We start from the raw sequence: 12,038 nt of genomic DNA on the forward strand, positions 1-12,038 counted from the left end.
GAATGAAAAATATACTACTCATATTGCTTATTTCTGTAGCTATAGTGGGTTGCAGAAATAAAGAAGCGCAGGAGCAAACAGACGTTGTGCTGGTGGGGGCTGGAATAATGAGTGCAACACTAGGTTCAATGATCAAAACACTGGATCCAAAATTAAAGATAAACATTTATGAAAGATTAGACCTTGTTGCCGCTGAAAGTTCTGATGCATGGAATAATGCTGGAACCGGGCATTCTGCATTCTGCGAACTCAATTATACTCCCGAATTGCCAAATGGGCAAATTGAATTTAAAAAAGCAATTTCTATAAATGAGCATTTTGAGGTTTCAAAACAGTTTTGGGCCTATATGGTTAGCGCGGGCAAGCTGCCAGCACCAACCTCGTTTATAAATAATGTGCCACATATCAGTTTTGTTTGGGGCGATAAAAACGTACTTTACCTGAAAAAACGCTACGATGTTTTAAGTAAACAACTGCTTTTTAAAGGAATGAAGTATTCAGAAAACTACGATACGCTAGCCAAATGGATGCCTCTGGTAATGAAAGGTAGAAGCCGTAAGCAGAAAGTTGCTGCTACCTATATGTCAATTGGTACAGACGTTAATTTTGGTAGTTTAACCCGGGGGCTGATCTCATCCTTAAGAAAGGAAAAAGGGGTTAAGGTAGAGTTGAATCATGAGGTGAAGAACCTTAAAAGAAATCCAGATGGCAGCTGGTTGGTAACGGTTACAGATCTCAAGACTGAAAAAGATAAGTACATAAGCGCAAAATTCGTTTTTATTGGCGCAGGGGGCGGGGCCTTAAGGCTACTTCAGAAATCCAAAATACCCGAGGGAAAAGGTTTTGGCGGATTTCCGGTGAGCGGGGAATGGTTGGTTTGTAACAATCAGAAAATAGTAGAAAAGCATATCTCAAAAGTATATGGAAAAGCAGGAGTAGGCGCACCACCAATGTCGGTTCCGCATTTGGATACCAGGATCATTAATGGGAAAAAAGCACTTCTTTTCGGTCCATACGCTGGGTTTTCTTCAAAATTTTTAAAACAGGGTTCTTACCTTGACCTTACCCGGTCTATAACCCTGAAAAACATGTGGCCTATGCTGTCAACCGGAATGGATAATATCCCCTTAACAAAATACCTGATCAGGCAGGTTACACAGTCTGATGAAGACCGTTTGAAGGCGCTAAAAGAATATTTCCCTGAAGCTGAAGCCAAAGACTGGAAACTCGAAACCGCAGGGCAAAGGGTACAGATTATCAAGAAAGATAAAACTCATGGCGGAGTTCTTCAGTTCGGAACAGAGGTAGTGAACGCACAAGATGGCAGCCTTGCAGCCCTTTTAGGTGCCTCGCCAGGAGCATCAACATCTGTTGACATTATGCTCACCTTGCTCAAACAATGCTTTCCGAAAGAGGTGGCCTCCAACGCCTGGCAACAGGGATTGCGCAAAATGATCCCGTCCTATGGTAAAATGCTTTCACAGGATGTGGCGTTGGCTAATCAGGTAAGGTCTTCTAACAGCAAAACTTTGGGATTGAATTTTTTTGTGCTTGATAGCACTTGGAAAGCAGGTAAATAGAGGTAGATTGATTTATCTCGCCACTATCCGTAGAGTTCCGTAGGAGTTCTACGGATTAGCCAATAGAAAAGAGTCTCCGACTCGATAAAATGAAGTAAAATAACTCAGAAAAACATTTTTGGAGGGCCTTCGTCAGTGGTATGAATAAGCGTTCGTTTGAACATTTGAAAGTTATTTCAGAATTTCCATTGATTGAAAATTAATAATTAAATTCATAGGAAAAAGAATGAGACTGTATCACAAGGTATAATTTCGCTCCTAATTTGTTGAGTTGAGCTTAGCCTGTATTGAGTTTGCTGAAGTATTGAAACACCTTTAAGGCATTTAAAAGAGATCCTTCGACAAGCTCCTCGTAGGAGCCCTTTGGACAGGATGACCATATAATACAGTCTCAATCCACTTATCCTGTAATGCTCAATGACTGTATCAAATCATTAGCTATTTCTAAATGATAACTCAATACAATAGGGCTTCCGTCAAATTTTCCTGAAGCTTCTGCTTTTAAAATGCTTTCCGTTTCTTTTTCTTCAAAGCTTAGGGGCTGCATGGTAGCCTCGTACCGCTCATTGGCATCCGCAATCCAATGTTCTATCTCTTTTCGTCCTTTGTGCGTTTTGCCTTCATCATAAACGATGGCTGTTTCGGAAAAACAATTTGCGTAAGCCACGCTATCAAAGTTGTTTTGCGTTTTTACTAAATCTGATACTACTTTCGGTAAGTTCATTATTTTTTATTTTTGAGGTTATTAAATAGTAGGTACAGTTCCACCGTCAATTACAAAATTTGTTCCTGTTAAATAATTGGCTCTTGGTGAAACTAAAAAACCAACTAATTCGGCTACTTCTTCCGGTTCGGCAGGCCTGCCATAAGGTATCCCGCCCAATGCATCCATTACACCTTGCTGCGCCTCTTCTACCGTACTATTTGCATTTCTTGCGATCTCGCCCAACCACGCAATCGATGCTGTTGTGTTTATCCATCCTGGCGAAACCGTTAGCACACGGACACCTTTTGGCGTAACTTCATTAGATAAACTTTTACTGTAATTGATTAATCCTGCTTTTGCAGCGGCATACGGCAAAGTAGAATCGTACAGCGGCAATATGCCCTGAATGGATGCGATGTGAATAATGATACCACTTTTTCGATCTATCATTTGTGGTAAAAAACCCCTGTCCAGCCTGACAGGTGCGAGCAGATTAGCTTGCAGGGTTGATTCCCAATCTTCATCACTCAATGCAGCAAAACCGCCGGCCGGTGTTGATGAACCACCAAGGTTGTTCACCAGGATATCCAGTCTGCCATACGTTGATAGTACTTCGCTGATTACTTTTTGTGTTCCCGCGGCCTTACTCAAATCGGAAGGAATGAAATGCAGATTGCTGTTATCTTTTTCAGGAGCGTTTCTTGCGGTAATAATAACTGTTGCCCCGGCTTGCAAAAGCCTTTCTGCAATTGCACTTCCGGCTCCCTTTGTCCCTCCGGTTACCAGGGCAATTTTACCTGATAACTCATTGTTGAAATTAAACTGTTCCATTTTAATGTTCTACTTTTAAGAATTAATTACAGGACAAAATTGGCGCATAAAAGAAGTTTAGACAAGTACGGAATTACGATTCAGATAGGGATAAATTAGTCCCCTATTGCGTAGATTGATTCATACGTTTAATTTTACAAGATGTATAAGAGAAAAATAATACCGAACTTGAATTGCGGTCTTGACCTGATAGGTGAGGTACTTTACGGCAAATGGAAGATCCGTTTGCTTTGGTTTATCAATGAAGGACATAAAAGACCAAGTGAGCTGCAACGTAAAATACCCGATGCCTCGCGCAGGGTTTTAAATATTCAGTTGAAAGAATTGGAAGAACACGAACTGGTTACAAGAATAATCTATCCCGTTGTACCGCCAAAAGTAGAATATAACCTTACCGAATTTGGTAAAACGTTAATTCCTGTGATTGCTACATTAGGGCAATGGAGCGATGAACACGAAGACCGTTTGCGGGATGTAATTTTGAAACAAGTTGTGGGTTCTGATTTAGACGATACCCTAATCAGTTAATCTGTTTATCAATGGTATCTTTCTATTTTTATCTTCTTACATTAAAAAGGTGTTACCTGTAAATGCTCCAACAAGTAAAAACAAAAAAACAGCAGTTGCCTAAGCTACTGCCGTTCTCATTACATCCGTTCCGCTTACAATAACTCACCCATCCCGAACACCTTCAATCCTTTTGTAAATTGCTCTGCTACCGCCTGGTTGGCAGCTTCAATGTATTGGCCGGTTATAGGGTCTACTACCGTACGTAATGGCCTGGTGCCTTTTGGGGTACCGATCAATTTTACAATGGCATCCGCAACATCCTGTGGGTTGGGTTTTTTAGCCTGCATCTCTCCACCCAATGCGGCTACCATTTTGTTGGGTATACCGGCAATGGCGCCGTAGCCCTCAAATACACCCTGATCAGATGCAGGATTGTTCTTTTGCTGCATTTCTGTCGGGAAAGCACCCGGCTCCACGAGCGCCACATCTATTCCTAAACGTTTCACCTCGTAATGCAGGCCTTCGCTTATTCCTTCCAGCGCAAACTTGGAGGCCGCATAAATGGTCGCGAACGGGAACGATACCCGCCCAAAGCCGCTGGTTACATTAATAATTAGTCCCTCGGCCTGTTTACGCATGGCAGGCAGCACTTGTTTAATCAGTCGCCAGGGGGCATAAACGTTGATATCAAAAGTAGTGTGCACATCGGCCGTGGTAAAGCTCTCGGCTACCCCGGTCATGGCGTAACCGGCGTTGTTCACCAACACATCAATAGTGCCTTCTTTGGCCAAAATGGCATCAACAGCCTGCTTCACGCTTTCATCATCAGTCAGGGTAACGTCCAAAACGGTTATATTCTCAACTGCGGCTAAAGCCTGGGCCTTTTCAACATTACGTCCCTGGGTATCGCGCATTGTGGCATATACCTGATGCCCTAAGGCGGCCACGCTGTGGGCGGTAAGCCAGCCAAAGCCACTATTTGTTCCGGTTATTAATACGATCTTTTTGCTCATCTTTTTGTATTTTTAAATGAATAAGCAAAGGTTGAGAATGGCACTCAAAAAACATTTACCATTTGGTAAAAAGCATCGCTAGCGGATATTACGACGTATACGGCTCAGCGATTGCTGGGTAATGCCCAGGTACGAGGCTACATACGAAAGCGGAATGCGGTTGATGAGGTTGGGGAAGCCCTCGATGAACGACAAATATCGCGTGGTGGCATCTTCTGAAACCAGCGGACTGCGTCGTTCCATAGCCAGCGTAAGGCATTTTTTGACCATGTTGGCTTTCATCATTTCCCAACCGACAATGGTGTTAGATATCTCGTCCCAGTCCTTTTTGTTAAAAACTAGCACTCGGCAGGCGGTAACGGCCTGTACATATTCCGTGGCGGCGATTTGCGATTCAAATTTTTCGTTATCCACCACAAAATTGCCTTCGTCAACAAAATAATTGGTCACTTCTTCGCCCTTGTTGTTATAATAACAGAAACGGAACACGCCTTCCAGCACAAAGGCCACATAGCGGGGTACCTTCCCGGCTTCAGACAGGTAATCATCTTTTTTGAATTCTAGCATTTCAACCTTGTTCAGCAAAAAGTCGATTTGTTGTTTGTTCAGGTCACCAAATTGCAAGATAAGATTTATTAATGCTTCCATTAGGTAAAGATAGCAGACATCGCAAAGCTGCCATTTACCATATGGTAAAAAATGAGCTGAGCCAGACATAAGCACCCAAAGCCCCTGAACGATCCAGGAGCTTTGGGTTAGAGCGACTTAAAGAAGACGCCTGCCTCTTTGCTGTAATTCCGGCGCCGACCAAAAAAATTATATAGCTGTCAGAGCAGGTTTTCTTGCGCCGCCTGGTAGACTGTTCTCACCGAAGCCCGGAAGCCCAAACCACGGGCCAGCGATGCATCGACATGCAGGTGCCAGGGGTTAACCAGTGGGGCTGCAGATGAGGCCATCGGTTTGCCAACAAGTTGCAATAATTCGTAAAGTGTTATTGGTGCCTCATCTGCGATATTAACTACCTGGCCATCCATGATCCCTTGTAAAGCCATCATGATGGCGGTATATATATCGCGATGGTGGATCGTACTCATGCGCATTGCCGGATGAAATTTAGCGGCAACTACGTGTTTAGGCAATTCTTCCAGGTGGCCGTCGCCATCACCGTAAACAAACGGGAAACGGAGAACCGACCCATTCAATCCGCTTTCGCGTAATTCCTTTTCTGCAGCCGCTTTACTGGCCGGATAGGCATGCTGCGGGCTAAGCGCATCGTCCTCACGGCCGGGGTGCGGGTTGTCTGCGTCATAAACATTACTGGTACTTGCCAATATGAAGCGGGCATCTGCAGCATTACGCTTTACGGCGTTAATGAGGTTGCGTGTACCCTCCAGGTTACTTTTCCAGATCAGGTCTGTATCCGGTGATCGGAATACGGCGGCCAGGTGAATGATGGCTACTGCATCTTTTACGGCCTCTTGCAGTGTCGGCTGATCGAACAAGTCGCCCTCTATAGGAGTTACTCCAACTGGAACCTCTTTGCTACGTACCAGTGCAGAACAATTATATCCTGCTTCAACAAGGCGGGGCAGAAGCCTTGAGCCTACTAAGCCGGTTGCACCAGTTACCAATATTTTACCAAATTGTCTGTTCATCATGAATTATTTTTAGACAAAGGTGGTGCTAATGCGGTAGTTAGGTTCGGACAAAAACCGCTTTTACAGGGACAAATCCTGATAAAAGGCAGCTATCGTCTTACCGGTTACTTTTTTGAACAAACGCGAAAAATAACCCGGGTCATTAAAGCCGAGTTCAAATGCCAGTTCCTTTACAGAGGTATTGGGTTCATTATACATCCGGTGCCGTGCCTCTATGATTAAACGGTCGATGATGAATTCCTTAGGTGAAACACCGGAATGTTGTTTTACGATCCTATACAAACCATCGGTGCTTAAGGCCAGCTTTTCTGCGATTTCCGTTATAGCAGGTTGCTCGGTAAGGTTATCTTCTACAAACAGCCTGAACCCTAAAAATTTATCAAGGCCCGCTGGCGCAGGTTTTTTATGCAGTACAAAATAAGCAGCATTTATTTCTGTAAGCAGACTGTTCAGGTAAGCCAGGATCAGCTCCGGATTACTGTCGACAGTGTGTAACAGTTCTTTTAAAATCTTAAACGTATTCCAAAGCCTGAGTGCAGCATCAGGTAGAAAGCTGATTTTTTGCCGGTTCAGGGGATTGAGCAAAAAGGGGAATTTTCTCGGCAATCGTAAAAGACACTCATCGTCAAATCCCAGTTTATAATAATCTCCGCTATGGCCAGTTGAAGGGAGTTGCCTGACCTGGTGAGGCAACGCAAAAAAAAGTTCATGTTTGCCTATTTCGATAAGCTCCCCGTCAATAATCTCCTGGCTGTTCCCCTGCAGCACGAAAAGAAAGAAATAATAAGGCAACCGTTGGGCGGAACCGTATTGACCCGCTGACTCCGGCGACAGATGCCCAAATTCAGGGGAAACAATACGTATGGAAAGCCCTTTGTTCTGACTCAGGTTTTCAGGAAAAGTTTTAATGGCCATAATTTCTAACGATCATCATTAAACAAAGTTACCCATTAATCGCTATCATTTATTTTAAGCGAGGTTAGGCTATCTCAAACGATTGGCAGAATAATTTGCCGGGCTACAAACCCGTTACGTCTGTTGCTAAAACAAATATTTCAGTTAAAGGATTGCCGGAAATCCAACGGACTTTGCTTTGTCTTGCTTTTAAATAATTTATTGAAAGACTGCGGATGCTCGAAACCAAGCTGATAAGCGATCTCACTTACCGACATCCTGGTTGTAGATAATTTTTCTTTAGCCTTCTCAATTAGCTTCTCATGGATGATTTGCTGCATTGTCTGGCCGGTTAGTTGTTTCAACAGGCTACTTAAATATTTAGAAGATAGGTTTAAAGCATCGGCAAAGTATTGCACCGTTGGCAGCCCTTTAGAAAGCAGGGCTTCGTTGTTTAAATAGCTGGTTAAAATTTGTTCCACCTGGTTTAATATCTGGTGGTTCGTAATCTTCCGGGTGATGAACTGGCGTTGGTAAAAACGTTCGGCATAATTCAGCAAAGTTTCCAGGTGCGAGATAATAATATCCTGGCTAAACTTATCCATATTGGAATAATATTCAGCTTTAATATTCCTGACCAGGTCATTGATCACCAGTTCTTCCTTTTCTGAGAGAAACAGTGCTTCGCTGGTTGCATAGCTAAAGTATTCGTAGCGCTTGATCTTAACAGCAAGTGATGTGTTCCAGAGAAAGTCAGGATGTACGAAAAGCATCCAGCCATCCAGGTCAGGAGGTACACCGTTCTCTTCGCCACGCAGAATCTGGCCGGGAGACATAAAGGCCATGAGCCCTTCGTCAAAGTCGTATTTCTGTTGCCCGTAATGTAAGCCATCACATCCTCTTTTCATAGATATCACATATAAGTCGAATACAACCGCATCTATACCTGTGTCATTTCTCAGGCCTTTCAGGTCAACGATGCTGATCAAGGGGTGGTGGGGCTTAGAAAGCCCCATCAAACGGTGTATCTCCGTTATGGAACCGATCCGGTAGGGTTTGCTGTTTGCCATAATGCAAGTTACTTGAATTTAAACGGATATTTTAGCCATATCATCACTAATGGCATGATTAAAAATGGAATCTCAATTAACACCATACGGTAATTTCCCGCCCGCACCGCCAGTCCCATAATCATCGCGATCAGCATTGCATTCAGCATATTACCTAGGAAAAAGGTTTTGGGGATGAGCAAAAGCACGCCGACTACTATGGCTACAGAAGCCAGATATGGAATGAATGTTTCGCTGATCCCTAAATTTTCCATCGCTTTAACAGATTCCGGATTGTTCTTATAATGCAGCGTATCCCAAGCGTGCTTAAAACTGAGCGTTACCGAAATGAACAGCAGCAGTGCGGAAGCTATGTTTCTTATCATGGCTTAATCAAGGATAAAAGTGTTCATGATATAACCTCCGAGCATGGCTAGCGGCACGCCGATCATTGCACTTGTTAAAGCGCTTTTGGCCTTATTTGGATAGGCCTTCCTGTGTCTGAAATAAAGGAAGAACCCAATAGGAGGGATGGCATTGGAAACGATGAACCAAAACCTCGACAGGTGGTCTTTATGATCTTTCATGAGCATTGTTTTTAAAAATTTACTGAACCCTTTTCCATTTAAATGATTTTCCTACCAATGGGATGCCTTTGTAACCCCGGGTTTCAAGATCATTAGGACCTTTCAGTTTACCTTTTAAACTATAGGTATTTCCATCATCTACGCTATACAATTTGCCATCAACGTATTCGCCATCCTTGTAAACAAGATCGGTGATATGCGTAAGGCCTTGTACTGACCTCTTGCGGAGTTTTTCATCAGGATTTTTAACATCCTTCTTTGCTGTTTTACCATCTGCTTCGAACATCACCTTTGACCATAAGAGCTTGGCCGAGTACGTCTTACCTGCTTTGAATACCTCGATCTTATAATCGTCACATTTCCAGATCCCTGTAATTTCATCAGCAGGGAGTTTCTGTGCGAAAGTGGCCAGTGATAACAGCAGCGCAAACATTGCTAATATTGATTTTTTCATAACGGATTGTTTATTGTTTTTTATTGAGTTGTTTAAATTTTTCAAATTCCCTGTGGCCTAACTTCATCAATTGCTTAGGCATCAGGCGGCTTAAAAATTTGATTACCTGAACCAGGAACGGCTTGATCTCGGGTGTGTCGTTCCGCAATCCTTTAATGGCTACACTAACCAGTTTATCCACGTCCATCATTTGGCTGGGATTAGGTGGCAGTATCCAATCATTCTGGAGATTGGTATTTACACCCGGAGGGATCAGCTCGAATACCTTGACACTGGTTTTGTTCAACTGCAAACGCAAGGCCTGGGAATAGGCATGAACACCTGCTTTTGAAGCGCTGTAAACCGGAGCCGTTGAGTAAGGCATAAAAGCAATGGCAGAGGAAACATTCACAATTGCTGCCGTACGCTTTTTAATCAGGTGGGGCAAAAACTGATGCACCATCCGGATTGTTCCGGTAAGATTGATATCAATCTCACGTGTGATGTTTTCCAGGCCCTTGCTGGCGTCCTGAACATCAAGCAACCGCATCTCCCCTGCGTTGTTAACAATGATATTCAGATCAGGGAATTGTTGGGTCACCTCTTTATACAGGCGCTCAATATCCTGCGGGTTACTTACATCGCTTTGAAAGAGGTGTATATTTGGGAAACGCCTTTTGGTTTCATGTAAGGGCTCTGGTTTACGACCTGTAACAATGATTGTTGATCCTTGTTCGGTAAGTTGTTTAACAAGCTCCAAACCTATACCGCTGGTCCCTCCTGTGATCAGGATGGTGCTATTCTTTAAATCCATATATTACTCACTATTGTTGATACAAAGTTCGGCCAATGGGGGTAAGCCAATGTATCCAAAAGTCGCAAGGTTGTAGTCAAAAGGAAGATGATCGGCTTCGGCAACAGGTAATACCGTATGCCTGAGATCGGTACATACACATTGTTTCCTGTTTGGCGGTATGAAATAAAATAGCATATTCCCATTTCAAATTCTGTTTTGAGCTATTTTTTTTGGTTATTTGAATATTCTTCTCTAAGTGGCAAACGATTTAAATGATATAGACCTTTGGGGCAACCTGGTAAAGGGTAACAGAATTGCCTTGAATAGTATCTATTCGAGATATTTTTCTTCCCTTTATCAGTATGGTATGCGCATGTTGCAGGATGAAGACGCGGCTCGCGACTGCATTCAAAACCTTTTTGTGCATTTATGGGTGAACCATAAAAAACTCCCGCCGGTAAACAACCTAAGGGGTTACCTGATCTCTGCGCTAAGAAATAACATGATCAATTTTAAAAATGTTGAAGGAAGATTTCAAAAAGTAGACCTGGAAGCCAACGAGGTTTTTGATTTAAAATTTTCGGTTGAATCGGCATTTATCCAAAAGGAAGAGCAGACCGAGCAGGTCAGGCAGCTTTCTCTGGCCATGAATAAACTCACTCCGAGGCAAAAAGAGATCATTTACCTGCGGTATTTTGAAGAATTAGACTATGCTGAGATCTCCACGATAATGGATTTAAGCATAAAAGGCACTTACAAACTTAGCGCCCGGGCTTTAGAGGCACTTCGCGAAGTTTTGAATATTGATAAAATGATGCTTTTAGCCATCTTGCTGAGCTTAAAGAATTAATTTTTTAAAAAAAAATAAAATTCCGTGGGGTAATTTCATTTTTTTTCTTGTCTTCATATTGAAAGACCTAAGAGGGGATGATCAATATGACCAGCAAACTTTACCATTCATTTCAAACAGGAGATTTTTTAGCTGACGAAGACTTTTTACGGTTCGTAAAATATAGTTATCCTGATGACGTAATCTTTTGGAGTAACTGGACGGAAAAATCGCCTGAAAACATTCAGGAATACCGAAGTGCGGTGATTCAGCTCAAGCTTATTTTAAGCGATAGCGAAATCGGTGTTTCTCCATCTTTTCGCGAAAATCTTTTAATGGATATAAATGATTCAATTAATGAGTTCGAGCGAAAAAGAAAGAACAAACGGATAAGAACAATCTGGCTTTCGGGTGCTGCAAGCATCATCCTGATGGCAACCTGTTTTTCCTGGTACTTCCTTTCTACTATTGTAGTCCGGGCAGATTACGCTGAAGACCTCCTGGTGCATTTACCTGATGGTTCTGAAGTGAGGATGAACAAAAACTCTACCTTAAGTTATGCCCGGGCCTTTAACTGGAAGGCAAGAAGGGAAGTTCGCCTGGATGGTGAGGCTTATTTTAAAGTTAAACACCTCAATTTAACACCAGACCAAATTAAACGGGGCGAACTTTTCGTAGCGGTTACCAATGGTGTGGCGGTGCAGGTTTTAGGTACAGAGTTTAACCTGAAAGATCGTCATCACAAAACCAATGTCACACTTATAAAAGGCAAAATTCAGGTACAATCTAAAAAGACAGGCAGAAAGTATATGCTTCGTCCCGGAGAACTGCTTGATTTTGATGAGAAGGGAATTGCTGTTCAAAAGATGCAAACCGCTGAAGTCCAGACAGCCTGGTTGAGTGGTAAGATCATCGTAAACCAAACAAAGGTTAGCGATATCCTGCAAGAATTTGAGGATCTGTATGGCTATAAGGTCATTGTCGATAACCCTGCGCTCCTGCAAAAGAAAATAGACGGTGCCATCTCGATCAAGAGTGAAGAAAGTCTGCTCTTTACGCTCAAAAATATCTTAGATGTAGATGTCAAAAAAGAAGGAAAAACAATCTATCTGAAAAACAGGAATTAACTGTTTTATTAATATATCAACTAAC

16 protein-coding genes are annotated in these 12,038 nt (G+C 42.7%); 4 read left to right on the top strand and 12 right to left on the bottom strand.

Going from position 1 to position 12,038, the window contains the following annotated elements; genetic code table 11:
• Positions 1-2: 2 nt before the first annotated feature.
• Positions 3-1,580, top strand: a complete 1,578-nt coding sequence (gene mqo / locus H9N25_RS00485) for a malate dehydrogenase (quinone) (RefSeq protein WP_190327568.1) — start codon at positions 3-5, stop codon at positions 1,578-1,580.
• A gap of 400 nt (positions 1,581-1,980) precedes the next feature.
• On the opposite strand, the gene H9N25_RS00490 is transcribed toward mqo, so the two are convergent.
• Entirely contained in the window at positions 1,981-2,304 is a 324-nt protein-coding gene (locus H9N25_RS00490; protein ID WP_167292836.1) for a nuclear transport factor 2 family protein, read from the bottom strand.
• A gap of 21 nt (positions 2,305-2,325) precedes the next feature.
• Positions 2,326-3,117 carry an SDR family oxidoreductase gene (locus tag H9N25_RS00495; RefSeq protein WP_190327569.1) on the bottom strand — a complete coding sequence of 264 codons (792 nt, stop codon included), beginning with the start codon at positions 3,115-3,117 and terminating at the stop codon, positions 2,326-2,328.
• A gap of 141 nt (positions 3,118-3,258) precedes the next feature.
• Between H9N25_RS00495 and H9N25_RS00500 the strand changes: the two genes are divergently transcribed.
• Positions 3,259-3,645: a winged helix-turn-helix transcriptional regulator gene (locus H9N25_RS00500; protein ID WP_167292838.1), complete on the top strand. Its 387-nt coding sequence runs from the start codon at positions 3,259-3,261 to the stop codon at positions 3,643-3,645.
• 134 nt (positions 3,646-3,779) lie between these two features.
• Here H9N25_RS00500 and H9N25_RS00505 read toward each other — a convergent pair whose 3' ends face one another.
• The 10 genes from H9N25_RS00505 to H9N25_RS00550 form a co-directional block, all read right to left on the bottom strand.
• A complete protein-coding gene (locus H9N25_RS00505) occupies positions 3,780-4,640 on the bottom strand; it encodes an SDR family oxidoreductase (protein ID WP_190327570.1) in 861 nt (286 codons plus the stop codon).
• Positions 4,641-4,718: 78 nt separating this feature from the next.
• Complete coding sequence (locus tag H9N25_RS00510) at positions 4,719-5,288, bottom strand: Crp/Fnr family transcriptional regulator (RefSeq protein ID WP_190327571.1); 570 nt, start codon at positions 5,286-5,288, stop codon at positions 4,719-4,721.
• A gap of 179 nt (positions 5,289-5,467) precedes the next feature.
• The gene (locus tag H9N25_RS00515; RefSeq protein WP_223833520.1) at positions 5,468-6,298 is read right to left on the bottom strand and encodes an NAD-dependent epimerase/dehydratase family protein; all 831 of its coding nucleotides are present in this window, start codon (positions 6,296-6,298) and stop codon (positions 5,468-5,470) included.
• 60 nt (positions 6,299-6,358) lie between these two features.
• Positions 6,359-7,213, bottom strand: coding sequence for an AraC family transcriptional regulator (locus tag H9N25_RS00520; protein ID WP_190327572.1), 855 nt, complete (start codon positions 7,211-7,213; stop codon positions 6,359-6,361).
• A 140-nt stretch (positions 7,214-7,353) separates the two neighbouring features.
• The gene (locus tag H9N25_RS00525) at positions 7,354-8,262 is read right to left on the bottom strand and encodes a helix-turn-helix domain-containing protein (RefSeq protein ID WP_190327573.1); all 909 of its coding nucleotides are present in this window, start codon (positions 8,260-8,262) and stop codon (positions 7,354-7,356) included.
• A gap of 8 nt (positions 8,263-8,270) precedes the next feature.
• Positions 8,271-8,627 carry a hypothetical protein gene (locus tag H9N25_RS00530; RefSeq protein ID WP_190327574.1) on the bottom strand — a complete coding sequence of 119 codons (357 nt, stop codon included), beginning with the start codon at positions 8,625-8,627 and terminating at the stop codon, positions 8,271-8,273.
• A gap of 3 nt (positions 8,628-8,630) precedes the next feature.
• Positions 8,631-8,834, bottom strand: coding sequence for a hypothetical protein (locus H9N25_RS00535; RefSeq protein ID WP_223833521.1), 204 nt, complete (start codon positions 8,832-8,834; stop codon positions 8,631-8,633).
• Positions 8,835-8,847: 13 nt separating this feature from the next.
• Complete coding sequence (locus H9N25_RS00540) at positions 8,848-9,282, bottom strand: DUF2147 domain-containing protein (RefSeq protein WP_190327576.1); 435 nt, start codon at positions 9,280-9,282, stop codon at positions 8,848-8,850.
• A gap of 10 nt (positions 9,283-9,292) precedes the next feature.
• On the bottom strand, positions 9,293-10,075 hold the full coding sequence (locus H9N25_RS00545) for an SDR family oxidoreductase (protein ID WP_190327577.1): 783 nt from the start codon (positions 10,073-10,075) through the stop codon (positions 9,293-9,295).
• Positions 10,076-10,078: 3 nt separating this feature from the next.
• On the bottom strand, positions 10,079-10,252 hold the full coding sequence (locus H9N25_RS00550; protein WP_190327578.1) for a hypothetical protein: 174 nt from the start codon (positions 10,250-10,252) through the stop codon (positions 10,079-10,081).
• Positions 10,253-10,313: 61 nt separating this feature from the next.
• Here H9N25_RS00550 and H9N25_RS00555 point away from each other — a divergent pair, with 61 nt between their 5' ends.
• Positions 10,314-10,907, top strand: a complete 594-nt coding sequence (locus H9N25_RS00555; protein ID WP_190327579.1) for an RNA polymerase sigma factor — start codon at positions 10,314-10,316, stop codon at positions 10,905-10,907.
• Between the two features lie 86 nt (positions 10,908-10,993).
• A complete protein-coding gene (locus H9N25_RS00560; protein WP_190327580.1) occupies positions 10,994-12,013 on the top strand; it encodes a FecR family protein in 1,020 nt (339 codons plus the stop codon).
• Positions 12,014-12,038: the final 25 nt, after the last annotated feature.

This window comes from Pedobacter riviphilus (assembly GCF_014692875.1).
GTDB lineage: Bacteria > Bacteroidota > Bacteroidia > Sphingobacteriales > Sphingobacteriaceae > Pedobacter > Pedobacter riviphilus.

What these genes read in the sequence shown, in the direction of transcription:
- H9N25_RS00545 (WP_190327577.1), bottom strand. Translation starts at nt 10,075, where the DNA reads ATGGATTTAAAGAATAGCACCATCCTGATCACAGGAGGGACCAGCGGT.
- H9N25_RS00515 (WP_223833520.1), bottom strand. Translation starts at nt 6,298, where the DNA reads ATGATGAACAGACAATTTGGTAAAATATTGGTAACTGGTGCAACCGGC.
- H9N25_RS00500 (WP_167292838.1), top strand. Translation starts at nt 3,259, where the DNA reads ATGTATAAGAGAAAAATAATACCGAACTTGAATTGCGGTCTTGACCTG.
- H9N25_RS00495 (WP_190327569.1), bottom strand. Translation starts at nt 3,117, where the DNA reads ATGGAACAGTTTAATTTCAACAATGAGTTATCAGGTAAAATTGCCCTG.
- H9N25_RS00560 (WP_190327580.1), top strand. Translation starts at nt 10,994, where the DNA reads ATGACCAGCAAACTTTACCATTCATTTCAAACAGGAGATTTTTTAGCT.
- H9N25_RS00530 (WP_190327574.1), bottom strand. Translation starts at nt 8,627, where the DNA reads ATGATAAGAAACATAGCTTCCGCACTGCTGCTGTTCATTTCGGTAACG.
- H9N25_RS00490 (WP_167292836.1), bottom strand. Translation starts at nt 2,304, where the DNA reads ATGAACTTACCGAAAGTAGTATCAGATTTAGTAAAAACGCAAAACAAC.
- mqo (WP_190327568.1), top strand. Translation starts at nt 3, where the DNA reads ATGAAAAATATACTACTCATATTGCTTATTTCTGTAGCTATAGTGGGT.
- H9N25_RS00525 (WP_190327573.1), bottom strand. Translation starts at nt 8,262, where the DNA reads ATGGCAAACAGCAAACCCTACCGGATCGGTTCCATAACGGAGATACAC.
- H9N25_RS00540 (WP_190327576.1), bottom strand. Translation starts at nt 9,282, where the DNA reads ATGAAAAAATCAATATTAGCAATGTTTGCGCTGCTGTTATCACTGGCC.
- H9N25_RS00510 (WP_190327571.1), bottom strand. Translation starts at nt 5,288, where the DNA reads ATGGAAGCATTAATAAATCTTATCTTGCAATTTGGTGACCTGAACAAA.
- H9N25_RS00550 (WP_190327578.1), bottom strand. Translation starts at nt 10,252, where the DNA reads ATGCTATTTTATTTCATACCGCCAAACAGGAAACAATGTGTATGTACC.
- H9N25_RS00535 (WP_223833521.1), bottom strand. Translation starts at nt 8,834, where the DNA reads ATGCTCATGAAAGATCATAAAGACCACCTGTCGAGGTTTTGGTTCATC.
- H9N25_RS00520 (WP_190327572.1), bottom strand. Translation starts at nt 7,213, where the DNA reads ATGGCCATTAAAACTTTTCCTGAAAACCTGAGTCAGAACAAAGGGCTT.
- H9N25_RS00505 (WP_190327570.1), bottom strand. Translation starts at nt 4,640, where the DNA reads ATGAGCAAAAAGATCGTATTAATAACCGGAACAAATAGTGGCTTTGGC.